The organism is bacterium (assembly GCA_041649255.1).
In the GTDB taxonomy this organism is placed as follows: domain Bacteria; phylum Hydrothermota; class UBA3073; order JACQXS01; family JAQTXJ01; genus JAQTXJ01.
The window spans coordinates 157,364-180,598 of sequence record JBAZNK010000001.1; the positions used below are offsets into that span (position 1 = coordinate 157,364).

Annotated in this window: 19 protein-coding genes and 1 pseudogene; 13 read left to right on the forward strand and 7 right to left on the reverse strand. The window is 37.6% G+C overall.

Translation table 11 applies throughout. From position 1 onward, the window contains the following. Positions 1–12 precede the first annotated feature (12 nt). Both WC614_00705 and WC614_00710 read left to right on the forward strand, forming a co-directional pair. Positions 13–1,722 (forward strand): CTP synthase, encoded by a 1,710-nt coding sequence (locus WC614_00705; GenBank protein ID MFA5031514.1) that lies wholly within the window; start codon positions 13–15, stop codon positions 1,720–1,722. Positions 1,723–1,927: 205 nt separating this feature from the next. Next, on the forward strand, positions 1,928–2,989 hold the full coding sequence (locus WC614_00710; GenBank protein MFA5031515.1) for a PorV/PorQ family protein: 1,062 nt from the start codon (positions 1,928–1,930) through the stop codon (positions 2,987–2,989). Between the two features lie 620 nt (positions 2,990–3,609). Here WC614_00710 and rplO read toward each other — a convergent pair. Continuing rightward, positions 3,610–4,041: pseudogene (rplO, locus tag WC614_00715) on the reverse strand (50S ribosomal protein L15). Between the two features lie 216 nt (positions 4,042–4,257). On the opposite strand from rplO, the gene WC614_00720 reads away from it, so the two are divergent. From WC614_00720 to WC614_00755, 8 genes are all read left to right on the forward strand, one after another. After that, positions 4,258–5,244 carry a GIDE domain-containing protein gene (locus WC614_00720; protein ID MFA5031516.1) on the forward strand — a complete coding sequence of 329 codons (987 nt, stop codon included), beginning with the start codon at positions 4,258–4,260 and terminating at the stop codon, positions 5,242–5,244. Between the two features lie 168 nt (positions 5,245–5,412). Then, a complete protein-coding gene (locus WC614_00725; protein MFA5031517.1) occupies positions 5,413–5,988 on the forward strand; it encodes a LemA family protein in 576 nt (191 codons plus the stop codon). A 75-nt stretch (positions 5,989–6,063) separates the two neighbouring features. Continuing rightward, a complete protein-coding gene (gene larB / locus WC614_00730) occupies positions 6,064–6,819 on the forward strand; it encodes a nickel pincer cofactor biosynthesis protein LarB (GenBank protein MFA5031518.1) in 756 nt (251 codons plus the stop codon). Further along, positions 6,816–7,985: a nickel pincer cofactor biosynthesis protein LarC gene (larC, locus tag WC614_00735; protein ID MFA5031519.1), complete on the forward strand. Its 1,170-nt coding sequence runs from the start codon at positions 6,816–6,818 to the stop codon at positions 7,983–7,985. The genes larB and larC overlap by 4 nt, the downstream gene beginning before the upstream one ends. 226 nt (positions 7,986–8,211) lie before the next feature. After that, positions 8,212–8,637, forward strand: a complete 426-nt coding sequence (locus WC614_00740) for an NADH-quinone oxidoreductase subunit C (GenBank protein ID MFA5031520.1) — start codon at positions 8,212–8,214, stop codon at positions 8,635–8,637. After that, the gene (locus WC614_00745) at positions 8,634–9,809 is read left to right on the forward strand and encodes a nickel-dependent hydrogenase large subunit (protein MFA5031521.1); all 1,176 of its coding nucleotides are present in this window, start codon (positions 8,634–8,636) and stop codon (positions 9,807–9,809) included. Before WC614_00740 ends, WC614_00745 begins: the two co-directional genes overlap by 4 nt. 2 nt (positions 9,810–9,811) lie before the next feature. After that, the gene (locus WC614_00750) at positions 9,812–10,411 is read left to right on the forward strand and encodes a 4Fe-4S dicluster domain-containing protein (GenBank protein ID MFA5031522.1); all 600 of its coding nucleotides are present in this window, start codon (positions 9,812–9,814) and stop codon (positions 10,409–10,411) included. A gap of 141 nt (positions 10,412–10,552) precedes the next feature. Continuing rightward, positions 10,553–10,882, forward strand: a complete 330-nt coding sequence (locus WC614_00755; GenBank protein ID MFA5031523.1) for an Asp-tRNA(Asn)/Glu-tRNA(Gln) amidotransferase subunit GatC — start codon at positions 10,553–10,555, stop codon at positions 10,880–10,882. Between the two features lie 86 nt (positions 10,883–10,968). Here the strand turns inward: WC614_00755 and WC614_00760 are convergent, their stop codons facing one another. Both WC614_00760 and purF read right to left on the reverse strand, forming a co-directional pair. Further along, positions 10,969–11,457 carry an LEA type 2 family protein gene (locus tag WC614_00760; protein ID MFA5031524.1) on the reverse strand — a complete coding sequence of 163 codons (489 nt, stop codon included), beginning with the start codon at positions 11,455–11,457 and terminating at the stop codon, positions 10,969–10,971. 241 nt (positions 11,458–11,698) lie between these two features. Next, entirely contained in the window at positions 11,699–13,126 is a 1,428-nt protein-coding gene (gene purF / locus WC614_00765) for an amidophosphoribosyltransferase (GenBank protein ID MFA5031525.1), read from the reverse strand. 142 nt (positions 13,127–13,268) lie between these two features. Here purF and WC614_00770 point away from each other — a divergent pair, with 142 nt between their 5' ends. Continuing rightward, on the forward strand, positions 13,269–14,717 hold the full coding sequence (locus tag WC614_00770; GenBank protein MFA5031526.1) for an FtsQ-type POTRA domain-containing protein: 1,449 nt from the start codon (positions 13,269–13,271) through the stop codon (positions 14,715–14,717). A 265-nt stretch (positions 14,718–14,982) separates the two neighbouring features. Here the strand turns inward: WC614_00770 and WC614_00775 are convergent, their stop codons facing one another. Continuing rightward, positions 14,983–15,789, reverse strand: a complete 807-nt coding sequence (locus tag WC614_00775; GenBank protein MFA5031527.1) for a class I SAM-dependent methyltransferase — start codon at positions 15,787–15,789, stop codon at positions 14,983–14,985. A 495-nt stretch (positions 15,790–16,284) separates the two neighbouring features. Here WC614_00775 and pruA point away from each other — a divergent pair, with 495 nt between their 5' ends. Further along, positions 16,285–17,832, forward strand: a complete 1,548-nt coding sequence (gene pruA / locus WC614_00780; protein ID MFA5031528.1) for an L-glutamate gamma-semialdehyde dehydrogenase — start codon at positions 16,285–16,287, stop codon at positions 17,830–17,832. 232 nt (positions 17,833–18,064) lie between these two features. Then, a complete protein-coding gene (locus tag WC614_00785) occupies positions 18,065–19,678 on the forward strand; it encodes an FAD-dependent thymidylate synthase (GenBank protein MFA5031529.1) in 1,614 nt (537 codons plus the stop codon). A gap of 310 nt (positions 19,679–19,988) precedes the next feature. Here WC614_00785 and rsmD read toward each other — a convergent pair whose 3' ends face one another. The 3 genes from rsmD to WC614_00800 form a co-directional block, all read right to left on the reverse strand. Further along, a complete protein-coding gene (rsmD, locus tag WC614_00790) occupies positions 19,989–20,513 on the reverse strand; it encodes a 16S rRNA (guanine(966)-N(2))-methyltransferase RsmD (GenBank protein MFA5031530.1) in 525 nt (174 codons plus the stop codon). A 44-nt stretch (positions 20,514–20,557) separates the two neighbouring features. Then, entirely contained in the window at positions 20,558–21,526 is a 969-nt protein-coding gene (locus WC614_00795) for a cysteine synthase family protein (GenBank protein ID MFA5031531.1), read from the reverse strand. Positions 21,527–21,846: 320 nt separating this feature from the next. Beyond that, positions 21,847–23,034 carry a cystathionine gamma-synthase gene (locus WC614_00800; GenBank protein MFA5031532.1) on the reverse strand — a complete coding sequence of 396 codons (1,188 nt, stop codon included), beginning with the start codon at positions 23,032–23,034 and terminating at the stop codon, positions 21,847–21,849. Positions 23,035–23,235: the final 201 nt, after the last annotated feature.

The following is a 23,235-nucleotide window of genomic DNA, read 5'->3' on the forward strand; positions in this document are numbered from 1 at the left end:
TTAATTTCAAAAATGGCAAAATACATAATCGTAAGCGGAGGAGTTTTATCGGGCGTTGGCAAGGGCATTGCAACGGCAAGTATCGGCAAAATTCTTTCCGAATACGGTTATAAAGTTACCGCGATAAAAATAGACCCTTACATAAACTTCGACGCGGGAACGCTCAGACCAACGGAACACGGGGAAGTCTGGGTTACAAACGACGGCGGCGAAATAGACCAGGACCTCGGAAGTTATGAAAGATTTCTCGGTATCGACATCCCGAAATCCAACAACATCACAACGGGACAGGTGTATAAAGCAATCATAGACCGTGAACGAAACGGGGAATATCTTGGCGAAACAGTCCAGTTCATACCTCACGTTCCAGAAGAAATAAAAAACAGAATAAAAAAAGCATCACAAGATTACGACATTACACTCATAGAAATCGGCGGTACCATCGGCGACTACGAGAATGTGCCATTCCTTTTTACGGCTAAAAGTATGGAAAGGGAATTAGGCAAAGAAAACGTAGTTTACGTTCTTATTACTTATTTGCCCATTCCGACACACATCGGAGAAATGAAAACAAAGCCGACCCAGCAGGCGATTAAGTTACTCCAGGAACAGGGAATAATGCCGGATATAATTTTATGCCGTGGCAAAGAACCTCTTGATGATGTGAGGAAGAAAAAAATAGAAACTTATGCTAATATACAACGGGAATTAGTTATTTCAGCTCCTGACATAAAAATCCTTTACGAAGTGCCTATAAATTTTGAACGCGAACAACTTGGCCTAAAAATACTTTCAAAACTTAATTTGCAACCCAAGAAGAAACCCGATTGGAAAGAATGGGAAATTGCCCTTAATAGACTAAAAGCTTCCGAAATTGTAAGAATTGCAATGGTCGGGAAATATGTAGACATAGGAGCTTTCACTTTTAAAGACGCGTACGTATCAATAAACGAAGCGCTCGAGCACAGCGGCGCAAGGGTTGGGCTTAAGGCGAAAATAGACTGGGTTGATTCCAAGACTCTTGAAGATAAAGACCCTGCAGAAGTTCTTAAAAATTATGACGGGTTAATAATACCGGGCGGTTTCGGGGCAACGGGGATTGAAGGTAAAATTTCCGCAATAAAATATGCAAGGGAAACGGGGACTCCGTTTCTTGGATTATGTCTCGGAGCACAACTTGCCGTCGTAGAATATGCAAGAAACGTTGCCGGGCTGAAAGATGCGCACAGCATTGAAATAAATCCGAAAACTCCTTATCCCGTAGTAGATTTGTTACCCACACAAAAAGAATTACTCGCTAAATCTTCTTACGGCGGGACAATGAGACTCGGCGCTTATGCCGCAGTTATCAAGCCCGACACTTTTGTTTATAAACTTTACCGGAAAGAAAATCGTATAGTTGAAGATATGAAACAAAAACTTTCCGAAGAATCACTCGGGGAAGTTAAAAACTTTGAATACGTAATAGAAAGACACCGCCACAGGTATGAAATATCTCCCAAGTTCCACGAAATACTTGAAAAAGCAGGTCTCGTATTCTCGGGATATCACCAGAGACAGGACGGGACAAAACTCGTAGAATTCATCGAATTACCGAAACATCCGTTTTTTGTAGGGACTCAAGCGCATCCGGAGTTCCGCTCAAGATTCCTCAACCCGGCTCCTTTGTTCATCGGCTTCATGGAAGCAGTGAAAAAATACATCGAAAAAAGAGTAGAATAATAATTGGATTGAAGTTGAAGAGATTAACTGCAAACAGAAAAGATTTTAGCCCAGCAGAGCTGGATAGGAATCTCTAAGGACATCGCCCAAGAGCTTCTTACCACGGATAACGGACCCCAGCTAAGCTGGATAACAAGCCCTAAATGGCTTAAGGGCTTGTAAACGGATTTACACGGATTAAAACAAGAAACTTGGGGGAGAAAAAATGAAAAGAAACGGAATAATTTTTGCGGGGATAGTCCTTTTTTACCAACTTTGTTCCACGACTGTTATGGCTTCTTCCGAATCTGGAGCTCCTTTTCTTCTTATATACCCCGGCGGGACAAGGCAAAGCGCAATGGGAGAAACTTTTGCCGCCATTGCAAACAATGCGATGGCTACCTACTATAACGATGCAGGTATGGCTTTCCAAAAATATTCCGATGTTCAGTTTGCGCATTTTAATTTACTTCCCGGACTTTATCCCGGTATACATTATTTTTTCTTAGGTTATGTCCATCCAACTAAAATAGGCGCTTTTGGGGGACAAATTATATATTTGACTACTGCAAATACTGAAGGCACTGATGACTATGGCAATAAAATAGGGATATGGACAACATGGAATACTTCCTTTAAAATAAGTTATGCTAAAAAGTTACATAAAAAAATTGGCGTTGGCTTAGGCATTAAGCATATATATAGCTTCCTTGCTCCTGTAGATGTTATAAACACTCTTCAGTCCGGTAGTATACGATACGGTGGCTCAGGCAACACAATAGGGTTTGATTTTTCAAGTTTGTATACTCCAAGCAAACAGGTGTCCATAGGAGTATCCGTACAAAATATTGGTCCCGCCATAAAATATATAGAAGCCGGGGTAGGCGACCCGCTTCCCTACACTACGAGATTAGGAATATCTTACGAACCCGTGCAAGCAAAAAACAACAGTCTTATTTTTGCAGGCGAGTTAACTAAGGTTTTAATCGGATTTAAGTCGGAAATGGACAGTATAAATCGAGACTCGAAGGGTGGATTTACCTATTTTTATCGTAATACATGGAAAGGCATCGGTAGTGAATACACATGGCACAGCGCCAACAAAAAACATGCGTTTTCAATCCGGGGTGGATATTTTTCCGATATTTCCGGCAAAAGAGAAGACTGGACGTTCGGTGCCGGAATAAGAATTTATGGTGTTAATCTGGATATTTCGAAAGGCCCAAATCAGGGCTATCCATGCGATACATGGGGAATTTCTCTCGGGTATACTACGGGAGGGAAGTAATTTCTTGCAGAAATACATGGCACTAAACCCAGCAGAGCTGGATAAGTTAGAGTAACGTTTCCGCCTCAGGCGGATCACGAACTCTAACTAAACACAAAAAAAACGGACCACAAAGTTGGAACCACGAGATTTCACACGATTTTCACGAGATTAGAAAAGTATTTTCCATGTCTCCAATTCAGACTCTGCGTGCTCTGCGTCTCTGCGGTGAAATTATTTTTTTGAGTTATTGAGTTTTGAAGTTTACTTCGGCACAACCAAAATTACTTATCTGAGGATTTTGCTTTTTTACCGGCGGGTTTTTCTTTCTTTTCTTTAGGAGCAGCTTTTTCTTTTGCCGGTTCTTTGTGGCTTGCTTTTTCTATTTTTTCCGTTTTCTCTGCTTTTTCCTTCACAACTTCTTTCGCCGGCTTATCGGAAACAGCAGGTTTCTCTTTTACAGATTTTGCTTCGACAGGATGTTCCGCTTTTTCTTTTACTTCAGGTCTTTTATCCGTGACGGGAGCTTCCTGTTTCTTTTCTTTGGCAACTTCGGGTTTCTTTTCTGCGGGTTTTTCTTTTACTACCTTAACGGGTATTTCTTTTTTAGGTTTCTCTTTTTTAGGTTCAGGAATTCCGTCGATATATTCAATTTTCCCCTGTAATGATTCTATCTTCAATTTTGCGGATGCGCTAAACCTGTGAGCATGAACGGTTAACGTTTTTGTAAGCGCTCCTTCTCCAAGAATCTTAATGGGTAATCTGGTCTTTAAGATGCCTTCTTTTTTCAATAATTCCGGAGTGATTACTGTATTAGCTGCAAATTTTTCCAATAAACCAATATTTACAATTTCATAATTGGTTCCCCATCTATTGAAAAAACCTCTTTTTGGGGTTCTTCTTATTAATGTAGTCTGTCCGCCTTCAAATCCCGGCCTTACTCCGCTACCGGAACGAGAACTCTGTCCTTTAGTTCCACGACAAGCCGTTTTACCGTGCCCGGACGCTAAACCTCTGCCGACACGTTTGCTCTTCTTGACAAGAGGGACTAAGTTACTTAAAATATCTTTCATTTAATTTATATAGTTTGTAGGTTTACACGAAATTAATGATATTGTCAAGAATAAAAAACATAACGTTAAAAAATAAGTTGCAAAAACGTTATTTAATACGTATTTAATGAAAGATGAATTTTGCCCATTGATAACAATTTCTACAAAAGAGATAAAGAGGTTGTAAATCAATGGATAACAATCTCTAAAAAAAAGATGAAGAGTTTGTAATAAAAGATGAATTTCACAAAAAATGGGTTAATTATAATTCCCGCGATAATTACAATAATTATATTCACGGGTTGGGTTAATATGTTTACCGGCGGAAACAAGCAACCCATAAATTCCATAATAATCTTTGGTTTAGGGATATGGCTTTTTTGCTATGGATTTTCTTTGCTAAAACGTAAAAGACTTATCCAGAACATTCCGACTTCTAAAATCAAATCCCTTGCTATTGGATTGGTAGAAATTCAGGGAAGATGTTTCCCTATAACCGATAGACCTTTACTCGCGCCTTACTCCCAAAATGAATGTGTCTTTTACTCTTTTATAGTTCAGGAATACAAAAGGGGGTCTAATAACGACTGCAGTTGGCAGATTATAAGCCAGGGGTCCTCGGGAATGCCTTTTTATGTTGATGATGACACCGGCAGAGTTATGGTTGACCCAACAAAAGCAGATATCAGATTAGACCCAAGATATATTTCTTACAGTCCGAGTGAGAAAAAAATTATGCCTGTTATTTTAACCTCGGGAACGATGAAATATACAGAGTCATTTATTATTCCGGGAGAGTCCGCTTTTGTCTTGGGAACGGCAAAAGAAATAAAAAACTGTTCCGAAAATTATACGCAAAAAGTGGCGAAACAACTTACCGACTGGTATTACAATCCGGAAAAACAAAAAGAATTTGACATTAACCGGGATGGAGATATTGATAAACAGGAATATATATTAATGAAAGAAAAAGCGGAACAATCTGTCATCCGCAAAGAATTCAAATATATGCCCAATAAAAAAGACCTGAACGGGCTGTCCGATATAATTATTACAAAAGGAGAAATAGAAAAAACTTTTATTCTTTCCAATGAAAGTGAAAAAACTATCGTCTCACAAATAGGGAAAAAAGCAACTTTTTATATCGTTAGCGGGATAATTATAACTTTAATAACATTAGTTAATATATTTTCATCCCTAATGAAAGCAAGGGGAAAACCATAAGAGTGCCCTATTAAAACATAATAAGTTTTGGATGGGACACTAATATAAAAGGATTGTGGGAAAGAAATTTTCCCACGCTTTTGGGGTAACCAGTTCCGCCTTTGGCGGAACACCATAGGGGCAAAGCCCTTATGGAATTGTCGTATACGACAATAAAAGGAGGGAAAAATGTGCAGTTCTATCATTTGGGGATTTGTTATACTTTTTCTGGTTTTGGTAGTAGCAATTTATTTCGCCGTTATATATAACGGTCTTGTTGCAATGAAAAACAACATTAAAAAAAGCTGGAGCAATATAGACGTTCTCCTGAAACAACGGCACGATGAAATTCCAAAACTTGTCAGCGTTTGCGAAGGATATATGAAATACGAAAAAGAAACATTAGCGAAAATTACTTCTCTCCGCACTTCTTTTTTAGAAGCAAAAACCGTCGGGGAAAAATCCAATATCGAAGGACAACTTTCGGCTGCGTTGAAAACCATATTTGCAGTTTCCGAAAATTACCCCGATCTTAAAGCCAATAAAACTTTTAACGATTTGCGCGAAAGGATAAGTACTCTGGAAAACCAGATTGCCGACAGAAGGGAATTCTATAACGAAAACGTAAACCTTTATAATACAAGGATTAACCAGATCCCGGATATGCTTGTTGCCAAATTCTGTACCTTTACTCCTGAAGAATTATTCAAAGTTTCGGAAGAAGATAAAAAAGACGTTACGGTTAAATTCTCTGATCCCTGGTAAAATTATTACGTCAAAACAACAGCTGTTTTTTGTATTGACAGGAATATATTAGCAGATTAAACTCTTTACATTGAAATGCAGGATATACTAAAGAAATTACTTCAAGAAGTAAAGTCAGGCAAATTGTCCATAGATAAAGCAATGGACAAATTAAAATCACTCCCTTACGAGGATATTGATATAGCCAAAATCGACACCCACCGCGAACTTCGAACATCATTGCCCGAAGTAATTTTCTGCCAGGGAAAAACAATAGAACAAATAATCCTTATTGTAAAAAAAATAAAAGCAAATAAAACAGGGATTAATAGAATTATAGCCAGCAGAGCAAATAAAGAAATCTACGCCGCAATTAAAAAAATCGCCCCTGAAGTAGTCTGGTATGAACAAGCACGAATAATCGCTTCCCCGTCCAGGAATAAAAACAAAACAGGCAACATTCTTGTAATAACTGCAGGCACATCCGATATTCCCGTGGCAGAAGAAGCAGTAGTCATTGCCGAATTGATGGGCAATAAAGTTAATAAAGCTTATGACGTTGGAGTAGCAGGTATTCACAGATTATTCAGTATAAAAGATAAATTGTTCAATGCAAACGTTATCGTCGCCATAGCCGGTATGGAAGGCGCACTGGCAAGCATAGTCGGGGGACTCGTTGATGTCCCGGTTATAGCAGTCCCTACAAGTATAGGTTACGGAGCGAGTTTTGGCGGCCTGGCCCCATTACTAACTATGCTTAATTGCTGCGCGCCGGGAGTTTCCGTCGTAAACATTGATAACGGTTTTGGCGCAGGGTATCTCGCCGGACTAATGAATAAAAAGAACAAATGAAAATAGCTTATTTTGACTGTTTTTCGGGAATAAGCGGGGATATGATTCTTGGCTCGCTTTTAGACGCAGGATTGGATTTCAAGAAACTAAAACACGAACTTACTAAATTAAATATCAAACACTCCGTTACTCACTCCAAAACTACCCGTAACGGAATAAGTGGAACAAGCATAAACATAACATCGCCTGAAAAAGACAAATCATACACCCCCGAAGAAATACTTAAAATAATCGGCACCAGTAAACTCTCCCCCGATATTAAATCCGTTTCCCAAAAAATATTTTCCAGACTAACTGAAGCAGAGCAAACTATTCATAACGGGGCATTCCACAAATCTTCAAAAAAAGTTCATTTGCACGAACTCGGTAGTATTGATACCATTATTGATATTACGGGCGCTGTAATCGGATTAAACTTGCTAAAAATAGATGCGGTTTACTCTTCTCCCCTACCAATAACAAGAGGGTATATAAAATGCGCGCACGGGATATTACCGGTCCCTGCACCTGCAACAATAGAACTCTTAAAAAATACCCCTCTTTACGGGAACAACATTTCTGCGGAATTAATCACGCCAACAGGCGCTGCTATTATTACAACAATAGTCAAAACTTTTGGCAACCTTCCAGAAATGCACATAAATAGTATAGGATACGGTGCAGGCAAACAAGAACTTGAAATACCCAACTTGTTAAGAGTTTATATCGGGACTAAAAAGGAAAAATACACGAAAGATACCGTTATTGTCACGGAAACAAACGTTGATAATATGAATCCTGAACTATATGAGTATGTTGTTACAAAATTGTTTAAAGCTGAAGCTCTGGATGTTTATCTTACTCCCATACAGATGAAAAAAAACAGACCGGGAACTATGATAAGCGTTATCACGGAAGAAAAAAATTTACATAACGTATTAGAAATACTCTTTGCGGAAACAACTACCCTTGGCGTAAGAACTTATACAACTTCAAGATTTAAACTACAAAGAGAAGAACAAACCATAAATACGAAATACGGAAAAATTAAATTCAAGATTGGCAAACTCGGGAATATCATTAAAAATATCTCCCCGGAATACGAATCCTGTAAAATAATTGCAGAGAAACTTAATGTCCCCTTGAAAACCATCTACGCAGAAGCGAATAAAGTTAAAAAAAAATAACAGAAAAGTTTTGCAATAACCCTTTATAATTCATTAAAATTCCAAGAAGTATATTTATACCAAATCGCTATCAAAATGGTAAAAATAAATACATAAATTATAGGCTTATTGGTATAACACCAACTAAGCTAATCCACCTAAGGCGGATTAGCAAGTTGGTATAATATTGAATATTGTCTTAAAAAATTTATTGACAGAATGGATTTTTAGTGGATTATCTGCCATAATGGATGAAATAATAGGAAAGGTTAAAAGTAGGTTTGACGGCGTAAAAATAAAAGAAAATTCCCCCAAGCGGATTTATATTGAAATCAATAGAGAACGGGCAAAAGAACTTGCCGAATATTTCTTCAAAGATGAAGGCATGAGATTCTCCATTGCTACGGGAATAGATACGAGAAAAGGATTTGAAATTCTTTATCATTTTTCTTTAGATAGCACAGGAGTTGTATATTCAATAAGAGTTCATATACCAAAGGATGACCCAAAAATTGACTCGTTTGCAAACTTCTTACCCGCTACCGAATGGATAGAAAGGGAAATGCATGAATTGCTTGGCATACAATTCGAAGGACATCCAAACTTAAAACCGTTGCTTACGGATGCAGATTTCCAGTGGGATAATAAACATCCGCTTAAAAAATATAAATGAAAACAATCATACCGATAGGACCGTACCATCCTTTACAGGAAGAGCCTGAGTTATTCAAGCTCGAGGTTGAAGGCGAAAAAGTCGTAGGTCTTGAAATAAATCTCGGCTACAATCATCGCGGGCACGAATGGCTTGCAGAACAAAAAACTTACGACCAGGTTCCGTTTCTTGTCGAAAGGATATGCGGGATATGTTCAAACTCGCATCCACTCGCAGGAGTTCAGGCAATAGAAGACATCAATAACGTTGATATTCCTATTCGCGCTAAATATATACGAACTGTAATCGCAGAATTAGAAAGACTTCATTCACACTTTTTATGGTGCGGACTTGCAGGTCATTTTCTCGGATACAATACCGTATGGATGTGGTTCTGGAAATATCGTGAACCTATTCTTGATTTGTTTGAGAAAATTACGGGCAACAGAAATCATTACGGGATGATGAAAGTCGGTGGAGTTAGAAAAGACATACGAGAAGAAGATATTCCTGAAATTGAAAAAGTATTAAAATTGGTAGAACAAAAAGCAATGTTGTTTACAAAAGCTATTCTTGATGACCCGGTTCTCGCGGCAAGACTTGTAAATGTTGGGATATTAACGAAACAACAGGGTATGGATTATGGCGTTATCGGACCGACTGCCCGCGCATCAGGTTTAGCTATTGACGTTCGCAGGGACGATCCTTATGCTGCTTATGACCTTGTAAAATGGGATGTTATAAAATTTGATGAGGGCGACGTTATGGCAAAAGCAAAAGTTCGTCTTCTTGAATGTTTTGAATCTTTGAAAATTATACGACAATGCCTTAAAGAAATGCCAAAAGGACCATTTGATCTGAAGGTTGACGATGTCCCGGCAGGAGAAGGAATCGGACGAGCAGAAGCTCCAAGAGGCGAAGTAATCCATTATGTCCGTTCGGACGGCACAAATATGCCAATCAGGTATAAAGTCAGAGCTCCAAGTTATATGAATATTGCATCCAATGCAGTAGCGGTTAAGGGTTGCGAAATCGCAGACGCAGTATTGGTTCTGGCTGCCGTTGACCCCTGCTATTGCTGCACGGAAAGATTAGTCATTGCAAATAATAACGGACAAAAATTATCTACGAAAGACTTATTGAAACTTTCATGGCAGAAAACGGAAAAATTTAGAAGTAAATATAAAAAATAATTATGAAAACTCCTAAAATAAGAGAACTCGGCGAAGCAATAAGAGCGCTTGTCGGTGGACCTTACACTACTAAATATCCTTATGAACAGACCCCGATGGCAAAAGAATTCAGGGGTATTCTTAAATGCGATTCCGAAAAATGTATGGGCTGCGGAGCTTGTATAGAAGTATGCCCTGCCGATTCAAGAAAATTAGAAGACGATGCTAATAAAAAAATTCGTAAAATTATTTACTATTCGGATAAATGTATTTTCTGCGGACAATGCGAAGCAGCCTGTCCAACCGAAGCGCTAAAACATATAAATGAATTTGACCTCGCAAACGTTACGAGAGACGAATATACGGAAGTGCTTGAAAAAGAACTCGTACTTTGTGAAAAATGTGGGAAAATTATCTCTACGAAACAACATCTTTTATGGATAGCCGATAAAGTAGGCGAGTTAGCTTACAGCAATCCTACTTTATGGATACCTCTTGCACGGGAATTAAATATCGTTGAACACGATAAATCTAATGCTTATCCTTACCGCTCAGGACATATTGTAATGCTTTGCCCTGACTGCAGACGTGAAACCTGGTTGCACGAAACATGGGGATATTAAAAAATGTAACTCAAGCCTCTAGCTTGAGAATGTGACTCGTAGACATTTCTAAAAATTTTATTAACATTTAGACTTAATATTAAATATTAAAAATCAAATATCAAAAAGACAAACCAAGAATTAAAAAATAAAGTTTAAAATATGGAAATTACATCTTCTGTTGTTACGCATATTGCGGAACTCTGTAAATTAAAACTAACTCTGGAAGAAATAGAAAAATTCACTACTGAACTTAGCAGTATTGTAAAGTACGTGAATACAATTCAAAAACTTAGTATATCTTCGGACAACACCCTATTATTAAATACGAATGGAACATCTGGAACATCCCGCTTGGGCGGTGACTGTGTTTTTAAAACGGAAACACCTATGAGAGAAGATATTATAAAAGAAAGTCTCTCTATTTCAGAAGTGCTTTCAAACGCCCCTGCAGTATATAATAACTACTTCGTAGTGCCAAAATTAATTTAACACCATATATACTTTTCATATTGAAGTGTAATAAATAAGCGAGGCTAAAGCCTCGCGCTACTTTGTTCCAAAACTAATTTAAAAACTTATTCCGCTGACCAGTTACCTTTAGTTATTGTTACCGGGAAAGAAGTCTCTCCTATAATCGGAGTGTTAAAAAATGCCGTTCCTTTCAGTTCATAGACAGCCTTGTTTGACTGTATGGCTTCAAGAGCAGTTTTCCCTATTTTAGATAAAGATAATCCTATATTCACAGGAAAACTAACGGTTTTTTGAGGCCCCACTTTTAGCTGGTCTGTTATTTTGCCATCAGCTACATTTTTTCCATTCAAAAGAAGGTTAAAAACAAGTTTGTCTAGAACTGCTTCTATGGCGTTATTTGGATTCATACAGTCAATGTTTAATTTTACGTTGACCTTATCTAAATCCTGTAACGGATTATACTCCACAGCCTCTATACCGGCAATCTTGAATTTACAATTCCTCATAGCTAACCTGCTTTGAATCAGCGCACAACCTGAAAAAGTTAAAAATACAACACTGCCCAATAAAAGTAATCTTTTAAAGTTTGTCATTTTTCTCTCCTTTTTTCCAACAAAGCCAGATAGAATTCTCTAAGAACTAAAGTTCTAAGAGCCTTCTATCATTTTCTCTCTCCTTAGTTAGAATTTCCGCTTCAGGCGGATTACTCTAACTTATCCAGCTCAGTTACAAACTCTTGGATGTAATCCTTAGAGTTTGTTATCCAGCCCCGCTGGGCTGGTTTTTTTTATTTTTGTTTGTAAAATTAAAATTCGTGGTTTTGTAAAGTACAACTTACTCCCACAACGAAACCTGTTTCGCTCTGTCTTTTTCTATTCTCAACATATCGTCAGATTCGATTTCTGTAGGATAATCTCCCGTAAAACAGGCTGTACAACAGAGTTTACCATTACCTACACTTTTTAACATTCCATCCAGTGATTGATATATTAGTTTATCCGATTCTATTTCTCTCTGAATCTGGCTTAAACTCCTGCCGTTAGCAATAAATTCTTTCCTTGTCTGCATGTCAATGCCGTAGAAACATGGGTATCTTAATGGCGGACAGGTACTCGCAAGATAAATTTCTTTTGGCCCGGCTTCTCTTATAAGCGATATTATGGATTTTGAAGTCGAACCGCGTACAATGGAATCGTCTATTAATAATATCTTTTTCCCCTGAATCTCGCATTTTAATGGGTTAAGCTTGTATCTTACCTTTTCCGCCCTATTGACTTCCCTTGGCATTATGAATGTTCTTCCTATATATCTGTTTTTTATAAGCCCTTCTCTGCAGGGAATTTTCAATGCTTCTGCCGCTCCTTGCGCCGCAGTTCTTGCCGTGTCGGGAACCGGTATTACTACATCCGGTTTTAATTTCATCTTTTTCACGAGTCTTGCAATTTCCTCTCCCAACTTCAATCTTGCTTTGTATATTTCTACATTATCCATTATAGAGTCAGGTCTTGCAAAATATATATATTCAAATATACAATGACGCGCAGGTTTTGCTTTAATTATTTTGGATTTCATTTCCCGCTGCATATTTATGAATATGGCTTCTCCCGGCAATACGTCCCGCATCTCTTTGTATCCAAGCGTATCAAGCACTACAGATTCCGAAGCTATGCAGAAATTCTTACCTTTTTTCCCTATCTTAAGAGGCCTTATTCCTTGGGGGTCTCTGAATGCCAACATCCCGTGTCCTGCAATAAAAGTTATGCAGGAATAACTCCCGTTTACTTTTGACATAACTGCTTTCAGGGCATTAAATATTTCGTTTGGTGAATTAGTACTCGAGTCTTTTAAGTTAGCTGCAAGAACATTCAGTATAACTTCCACATCGTTTGTCGTATTTATGTGCCTGTGATAGTTGTTCGTAATCCATGTTCTTAAACTCCCGTAATTCGCAACGTTGCCATTGTGAACCATTGCTATTCCAAAAGGAGAATTCGTTAAAAGTGGCTGGGCATCTTCTTCGCTGCCGGAACCAATTGTCGGATACCTTACCTGCCCTATTCCGGCATTCCCGGTTAAAGCAAGTAAATGTTTTTGTTCGAAAACTTCCTGAACCGTTCCGTTGCCTCTTTTTGAATGGAATCTGTCGTTGTCATAAGTCACAATGCCTGCGGTATCCTGTCCCCTATGCTGAATCGCAAGCAACCCGAGCCATAATTCTTCGGCTACAGACACATTCCCTATTATTCCCACAACTCCGCACATGATTATATATAAGTTACTTTATTTATGCATTATGTCAATTAAAATGTTATTTCTATTTGTATGCGTGCTTGCCCTATAACAACTTTAACAATTTGTTGACAATTTTTTGTTTCTCTGACTATGCTTTACTTTATAACTTGAAATGAATATAATCTTCTTTTTAATAAGCACGGTAATACTTGGCAATAAGTTTTTTCCCTCCAAACAACTTCTAACCAAAACGGATACGTTAACCATTGAAACAATTACAAATCTTTATAAACAACAGGGATTTTTACAAATAGAAGTCAAATCTTCCGGAGATACTTTATTCATAAACGAAGGTTCTCAATACAAAATCGGTAAAATAAAATTTACGGGAAATCAAATATTCAAATCCCGTGAGCTAAGAAAACTTCTCGCTATGAAAAAAGGAATTCTCTTTAATGAAAAAGCCTTTTTAAATGATATTGAATCCATTATAACTAAATACGAGAATTCTGGATATCCCTTCTGTAAAATACTCCCTGCTAACTTTAACTTCGTTGAAAATAAAGTAAATTTCGAATTCCAGATTGTTGAAGGTTCCCTTATAAAACTTAAAACCATAACAGTTAAAGGCAATAACTCTACTAAGGATTTTGTAATATTACGAAAATCCGGTCTTAAAAAAGGTGAAATATTTAAACAGTCTAACGTTAATACTGCAAAACAAAGACTCGAAAACCTCGAATTTATTGACTCGGTAAAAATAGACTTATTAACCGAAGACACTCTTGTTGTTGAAGTAAAAGAGAAAAGGGCAAACACGGCGGAAGGAATCGTCGGCTATCAACAAAATGAACTTGCTGGATTGTTTGAACTCAGAAGTCCTAACCTTTTCGGAACGGGCAAAGTTGTTCATATAAGATGGAATCAGCTCGGCAAACTCTCAAATTACTCGGAACTTGAATACAAAGAACCATGGTTATTCTCTTCTAAAATCGGATTTACGGGAAATTTTTTATACAGAAAAGAAGATACTACTTATACAAAAAAACAAGCCGAATTTTTACTTAACATCCCCATAAGTTATGAATTCGTAGCGGATGTCGGAGTCTGTGGAGCATTCCTGAACAAAGAGTCTATCTATACGGGAATACTTGGAATAGGATTCAACACTCAAACAATACCCGGTGTAAATTACCATATCAAAACTGCTTTTACCACACAATACATAGAAAGAATAATGACAAACTTTGATTCATATATCCCAATAAAACGCAAAGATATTTTATTTAATTCAATAAATTTTTATAAACTTATGAAAGAAGTTTCAATTTACGACAAGTTTAAATTAGGTGGCGCAAAAACGTTAAGAGGTTATTGGGAAGACGAATTCAACGGAACCACAATAGGATGGTCAAACATTGAATATCGTAAATACTCGGGCAATTCTTTCGTATTCCCATTCTATGACATAGGCTATATTGATGGGATTTGGCGACAAGGATTTGGCATAGGAGGCGCAGTAGAATCGCCAATCGGGATGATAAAAATTATGTATGCAATAACCAAACCAAACGAATTTATGGACGGAAAGTTACACCTGTCTCTCCAAGCAGTATTCTAATCCCCTTTTATCTGCCCTCTGTTTTCTCTTATTTCTAAACTCTAAATCTTTTTTTATTCTCTTTATCCGTGTTAATCCGTGGCAAATTTCTCTGTTTTTCTGTTTAGTGTACTTTTGTGCTTAGTTGGAGTTTGTTTCGTCAGAAACATTATAGCAAGCCCTTTCCGCCTTTGGCGGATTAGGGATTTCTATCCCGCTAGCGGGACTCCAACTTATCCAGCTCCGCTGGGCTTCGTGTTTTTGTGGCAAATATTTTCGTTTGAAACTACACGACTTTCGCCGCAACCGTAATACTATCAAACCTGAATAAATTTATACGTGAGAGAGGATTTCTTATAACCTTTACGAGTTTCATTCCCTGTTCTCCAAATAATTTCCCCAGAGTATCAGGAGTAAATTGCCAGATATGTTGTTCCGGGCGTAGTGTCCACCAGTTAGACTTAAAAACCGTCGCGGGAACGGAATTAAAATATGGGCAAGAAAAAACAACAACGCCATCTTTCTTTAATACCCGCTTTACGGATTTTAAAAACAATTCGGGGTTTTTAACGTGCTCTATAACATCCCAAAAACATACTACGTCATAAGTATTTTCAGGCAACTTAACAGTCTCTATTTCACCATTGTATACGTTTAGTTGCAGATTTTCTTTAGACCATTTTACGGCCGTAGAGGAGTATTCTATTCCTGTCACTTCGAGACCTTTTTGTTTTGCAAAATTGAGAAATAGTCCATAAGCGCAGCCTATTTCCAGAAGTTTTTTATTTTCCAATTTATTGTTTAATAACTCGCTTATAAGTTTAAGTCTATCGTTTGACCATGTTCTTTGCAAACTCATAGCCAGATTAAACTTATTTGAAAATCCATAAACTCCCGTATCAAAGTAACTATGGTCTTCATATATTTTCTTTCTTCCTTCTTCTGTAAGTCTAGGGCTTATAAACACCTGCCCGCATTTCTCGCATTTTACGACTCCCAATAGTTCCTTTTTGTATAATAATTTCCCCTTTGTTCCGCACCTAAAACAATCAACTTCTTCAAAATCTTTTTCCACCCATTTTTCTTGTTTCATAGTCACCTCTAATATGAAGCCCTTAAAGTTGGGTAGGTTGAAGCCCTCGCTTCAACCACTCCAATTCATTAGCCACTTCTCCTCTTAATTTTTTTAACATACTATTATTAAATCCTCTTGTCAAACTTTTTAGTCTTCTATTTCTTTTCCCTGTTTTAATCTGTGTAAATCGTGTGGTTAGTTGGACTTTGTTCCGCAAGGAACAGTAGACCAACTTATCCTGCTATGCTGGGAATCTTGTGGTTTATTTCCTTCCCTTTTTGCAGTTCATTTTTTTCTCTGTATCCGTGTTTACTTAGAGTTTGTTCCGTCTAGGAATATTACTCTAAGTTATCCAGCTCCGCAGGACTGTCATCCGTGGCTATAATTTTTTTTTGTTATCCCCCCTTAGTACATTAACTTAAAATACTTGACATTATCCCTTTTTATTGTTAGTGATAATTCTATTATTTTTAATTTAACTACCTAATAAATACAACAAATTTAGGAGGAATGATGTTACCAGAATTTAAAAACGAAACTTTCGTAGATTTTTCTATTCCCGCTAATCACGAAAAAATGGGAACAGCTCTCAGTAACGTAAAAAAAGAATTTGGAAAAGAATATCCCCTTATAATCGGAGGGAAAAAAGAACTCTGTAAAGATAAATTTAATTCTTATAATCCCTCAAATAAAAAAGAAGTTATAGGCATAATACAACAGCCCACAGTTGAAAAAGCAATTGAAGCAATAGAAATAGCACATAAAACTTTTAATGAATGGAAAGAAAAAACTGCCGAAGAACGCGCAGGATACTTATTTAAAGCTGCCGCTATTATGCGACGCCGCAGGTTTGAACTAAGCGCAGTTCTTGTATATGAAACAGGAAAAAGTTGGCCGGAAGCAGACGGCGATCTCGCTGAAGCTATTGATTTTCTGGAATTCTACGGCAGAGAAGCTTTAAGATACGGAGCTCCTCAAGAAATAACTCCTTACCCCGGCGAATTAAACGAATCAAAATATATTCCCCTGGGCGTAGGCGTCGTAATCCCACCCTGGAATTTCCCTATGGCAATATTGACAGGTATGACTTCAGCCGCTTTTGTCGCGGGAAACACGGTCGTATTAAAACCTTCCAGCGATTCTCCCGTAACAGCTTATAAATTTATGGAAGTAATAGAAGAAGCCGGAGTTCCCGCAGGAGTCGTTAATCTTGTAACCGGTAGGGGGGGCATAATAGGTGACACTCTTGTCGGGCATCCGCTCACAAGATTTATTGCATTTACTGGCTCTAAAGAAGTAGGATTACACGTTAATGAACTCGCATCAAAAACTGCAGAAGGACAAATCTGGATAAAAAGAGTCGTTGCAGAAATGGGCGGGAAAGACGCCATTGTCGTTGATAAAGATACCGATTTACAGGAAGCCGCAACCGGAACGCTTGCTTCGGCCTTTGGTTTTCAGGGACAAAAATGTTCTGCCTGTTCCCGCGTAATAGTAGATAAATCGGTATACAATGAGTTCGTTGATATTCTTGCGGAAAAAGTCAAAAAATTCAATGTAGGCAACCCGACGGATTCAAATAATTATATGGGTCCTGTCATTAATGAAAAAGCATATAAATCAATTCTTGAGTACATAGAAATCGGTAAAAAAGAAGGGAAATTAATTTTTGGCGGCAAAAACGAAAACGATAACGGATACTTTATTAACCCTACTATAATAGCAGATATTAAACCGAATGACCGTCTCGCACAGGAAGAAATATTTGGTCCCGTACTTGCCGTAATCAAATCTAATGATTTTGATGATGGGCTGAAAATTGCCAACTCTACGATATATGGCTTAACAGGCGCAGTTTATACACGCGACAGAACCAAAATAGAACTTGCAAAACGGGTATTCCATTGCGGAAATTTATACATAAATCGTAAATGCACGGGCGCTCTCGTCGGCGTTCATCCTTTCGGCGGATTCAATATGTCAGGCACAGACTCAAAAGCCGGCGGCAGAGATTACCTTTTACTCTTCTCTCAGGCGAAAGCAATAAGCGAAAAAATGTAACTCGGGAAAGAATTAGGACGCAGATGAACGCAGATAATCAGGATTTGAAGATTAGAAGAAGAACAGAAATGGAAACCACAGAGAACACAGAGGGAAAATTAGTTCTCTGTGCCCTCTCTGTTTTCTATCTCTATTCTGTTGTATGTTATTTTTTCAAATCTAATCTTTCCGTTTTCTGTGATCTCTGTGGTTAGGTTTTTTGTAAAGTGGAATATTATAACTAATTATAAAAATGGAAATACGACTAGCAGGCACAAACGTTCCTCTGGAGATTCTTAAAACCCTCCCCGAAGAAGAAAAACTCAAAGCAACTCCGGAAGTAATCTCCGCGGCTTACGCCAGAATAAGCAGAAGCGAAAAAAACGTTGACGAACTGGTATCCGAATCTCTGGAAAATATCCAGAAATCCAGAAAGTCAAACGAAGCCATTCTCTACGGTATGGGACATCATTCCGTAGCCGACCATGCAATTTTCAACTTAAACATAAAAGGCGTTTCAAGGCTTCTCGCAGAATCCATAGAAAAAAGAAGACTCGCAGGATATACGGAAAAATCCCAGAGATATGTTACGCTGGAAGGCGACTACATAAAACCTAAAGAATTCAACAAACAGGACCTGGAAAAATTCGATGAACTTGTTAAACTCCAAAACGACTTCTATTTCAAGGCTGTCCCCTTATTAACAAAACTCCTGGAAACTAAAAACTCAAAAAAGTTAATCACCTTAACGGATAAAAGCAGACAATCTTTATTAACGGAATTACAAACCCTCTCAAAAGAAGATGCAAGGTATAGTCTCTGTTTAGCAACTGAAACCCAGCTTGGATGCTCTTATACCGGACAAACTGCCGAACTTGCAATCAGGGAATTAAAATACGGCAGACTAAAAGAAGAAATGGAATTCGCCCAATTATTATATTCCGCAATAATAGAAAAAGCTCCTTCTCTAATCCAATTAGCCGCACCTGACCTATTTAAACAACAAAATGTTACAGGTAACTCTTCATTACCAAAAACTTTATCGTTAAGCGAGCAAATGTCTTTGTTTTCCAAAAGAAGCTCTTCGTCTAGAGCTGCTCCAAAAGAAGAATTACAGGAAGACAACTTTAAATATACTGAACAAAAATTAAGAGAATTCATTGAGAAAAATTTTAAATCTATTCCATCTCTTTTTTATATTGATGAATCTATGCAAACAAAAGAAGAAGTAACTCTCGTAAATCATAATACCCCGGACAGGGAGATTTTAACTGCCCTCTTACACTTATATTCAAATAAACCAATTAACGAATGTTATACTTTTTCAGAACAGTTAATTACTACCGGTAAAGCCATAAACTTCATTAAAGAAGCCTTAAAATATATCAGTGAATTTGATAAAGTCCCAAGAGCTTTTGAGGCAGGATTTTTAATATATGAAATTGTTTTAAGTGCCACAAGTTTCGCGCAACTAAAAAGACACAGAATGAATACGTTATTAACTCAGGACTATGACCCCGTTCTCGGATACACGATTCCACCGAATATTCAGGAAGTCGGGTTATCACGGGAATTAAAAGAAGTATGTGATAAAAGCACGGATTTGTATAACGAATTCAAGCCTTCCTATGGGAAAGCAGCAGAATATTGTCTGACAAACGCTCACAAAAGGAGAGTACTCCTCGGGATAAATGTACGGCAGTTATACCATATTTCAAGAATACGGGAAGATAAAAGCGCTCAATGGGATATCCGGGACAAAGTAACACAGATGAGTAATCTCGCAAAAAAAGTCGCCCCCATCACAACCATACTCCTCGCCGGCAAACACGATTTTAAGAAAATTTATAATAAGGTAATGAAGTAATTTCCCCTTTGTAGGGACTTGATTTATCAAGTCCACTTTTTTTATTCGTGTATATTCGTGCTCATTCGTGGTAGAAAGCCCTTTGAGTTTAAGCCATTAGGCCAGCTCTGCTGGGATAAATTTTTCTGTTCTTTTCCTCTGTGCTCTCTCTGTTTTCTCTTCCTATTCTATTATCTGTTATTTTTTTCTCTGCGAACTTTGCGTCCCTGCCTGCCGGCAGGCAGGTCTGCGGTGAAAGTTTCTTTTCTCTGTTTTTTTAACTCTAAATCTTATTTGTTTTTGTTCTCTGTGCCCTCTGTGGTTGATTTCTCTACAAAAAAGTCAACAACGTATCCCCGAATTTATAATGTTTTCCTTCGACAATGTCTTCGTGTTTTGAATGCTCGATTATAAAAATATCGCTCTCGCTCCTGTTAACGCCTGCAAATTTTTCAAACAATAACTTTACATATCCTTTATTATACGGCGGGTCTGCGAATAAAATATTTTGCCGCCCCGGAATAAGTAAATCCTGTAATTCTACCTGGGAAAACTTTTTATTTATTATTGTTATTTTATCTTTATACGAATCATCGCTATCTATAATTCCAATATTGGATTTTATTTCTTTTATAACTTTTACGGAACTGTCAACGAATACTATTCTCTCTGCGCCTCTTGACAATGCTTCTATTCCAACCGCTCCACTGCCCGCAAACAAATCAATAAAATTTGCATTTTCTATCCTCTCCCCTATGACATTGAATATTGCAAGTCTAACCGAATCTTGCGTTGGACGTATATCTTCAGGAGCGTTTATTCTTAAGTTTTTAAACTCTCCACCTGTTATTCTCATCTTTTATTTGGAATATCTTTTTGTCGCAAACAACTTGAGATGTCTTAAATAAAACCTTTTTCTTTCATCCACTCGTCATTGAATATTTTTTCAATATAGCTGTATCCGCCGTCCGGCAAAACAGTCACGACAATCTTATTTTCAGGTAATTTTTTTGCCACTTCCAATCCCGCCCAAACCGTTGCTCCGGAAGAACCTCCCACAAAAATTCCCTCTTCCTTCAATAACTGTCTGCTCATTAAAAGGGAGTCTTTATCCGTAACCTGGATAATATCGTCAATGACGCTAAAATCCATATTCTCACACATCATATCTTCGCCTATGCCTTCTACGAAATATACTTTAGGCTCGATGAATTTCTTGCTCTTGAAATAATCATAATATATTGAACCTATCGGGTCAACTGCAATAACTTTAATATCGGGATTCTTTTCTTTTAAGAATTTACCTATCCCGGAAACCGTTCCACCCGTTCCTGCCCCAATAATTACATAATCTATTTTATGTTCCGCCTGTTCCCAGATTTCCGGTCCTGTTATTTTATAATGTGTTTCCAGGTTATCCGTATTGTGATACTGGTTAAGCGCAAATGAATTCGGAGTTTCTTTGGCAATTCTTTTTGCCACTTCATAATAAGATTCGGGAGAATCGTAAGGCACCGCCGTTGGACAAACAAAAACTTCCGCCCCGAAAGCTTTGAGAAAATTAATCTTCCCCATACTCATCTTATCCGGTATCGTAAAAATTGTTTTTTGTCCGTTAACTCCGGCGTATAAAGCAATCCCGACACCCGTATTCCCGGAAGTGTTTTCTACAATCGTGCTGTCGGAGTTTAACTTCCCTTCTGCTTTCGCTTTGTCCAGTATATACAATGCCATCCTGTCTTTAATGGACCCGCCGGGATTAAAGCACTCTAACTTAGCCAAAACAGTAGCTTTTATATCTTTGGTAACTTTATTTAATTTTATAAGCGGAGTATTGCCGATTATTTCAAGAACATTATTATTCCACATATTTTTTAGTTGGAGTTTTCACCGCAGACCTGCCTGCCGGCAGGCAGGGATGCAGAGTACGGAGAGATAAAAACCGAGAACTAATTTTTCCTCTGTGCCCTCTACAGTAAAAATCTTTTATCATCTGTTTGTCTTTTTCTCTTTATTTTAACTCTAAACTTTCTTTTTTTATTTCTGTTTATCTGCGGTTATCGTTTCCGTTTTATCCTTTTTGAATCTTTCTGTATTCTGTTATCTATTTTTTAAACTCTGAACTCTTTACTCTTAACTTTTCTTTTTTCATCCTGTTCATCTGCGTTAATCTGCGTCCAAAAATAGAATTATTTTCCCAACGCCTGTTCAATATCTTTTAACAGGTCGTCTACGTTTTCAATTCCAACGGACAACCTGATTAAGTTATCTTTTATCCCCATTTTTGCTTTATCTTCAGGTGTAAGTGAACTGTGACTCATCGTTGCGGGATGGCTGATTAAAGATTCAACCCCGCCAAGACTTTCTGCAAGAGTAAAAAGTTTCACGCTTTCAAGAAATTTTTTGGTTTCCTTATATCCGCCTTTAATGTCAAAAGCAATCATCCCGCTCATCCCACTCATTTGTTTTTTTGCAAGTTTATATTGTGGATTGGAAGGCAAATACGGAAAATATGTTTTTTCTACCTTAGGATGAGAATCAAGAAATTCTGCTATCTTTAACGCATTTGAAAAATGTTCTTTCATTCTTACGACGAGAGTCTTTATCCCTCTCAAAACAAGCCACGAGTCAAAAGGCCCGGGAACTCCACCGATTGCATTCTGGCAGAATTTCAATCTTTTGTAATAGGTTTCGTCATTTGTAGTTACCGCGCCTGCTATAACGTCACTGTGTCCGCCAAGATATTTTGTAGCACTGTGCAGAACAATGTCTATGCCGAAATCTACAGGTCGCTGGAAATACGGTGTAGCAAAAGTATTATCAACTACGGTAATTAATTTATGTTTCTTGCCTATATCCGCGAATGATTTTAAGTCTACGATTTTCAATAATGGGTTAGTCGGCGTTTCCACCCATAGCATTTTAGTAGCAGGAGTTATCGCTTTAATGACATTCTCCATTTTTGTAGTATCAACAAAAGTAAAAATCAGTCCATAATTATTAAACACGTTCTTAAAAAGTCTATACGTCCCACCGTAAACGTCTAATGTCGAAATTATATTATCCCCGGATTTAAGCAATCCCATAACGGTATTTATTGCAGCCATACCCGATGAAAAAGCAAGACCGTATTTACAATTCTCAAGGCTTGCGAGACACTCTTCAAGCGCAGTTCTTGTAGGGTTTCCTGTCCTGCTGTATTCGTAGCCTTTATGTTTGCCGGGACTTTCCTGAAAATATGTAGATGTCTGGTAAATCGGCGTCGTAACGGCACCGGTGGCAGAATCAGGAGATTGACCAACGTGTATAGCTTTAGTTTCAAATTTCATATTATCTTTCATACTGTCTTTCATACTGTCTTTCATACTGTCTTTCATATTGTTTTATTTATATTGTTCTAATATTCAATTTTTATCGTATTTGTCAATTCTTTTTTTAGTTGGACTTTGTTCCGTCAGGAACTTAGTCCAACTTATCCAGTTTTGTCCGATTTTGGAGGACAAAACTTAAGGAATAGGTTAAGGATACGAAAAGGATTAGTTAGAGTTTGTGCTTTCAATCCGCATTTGTTTTATTCG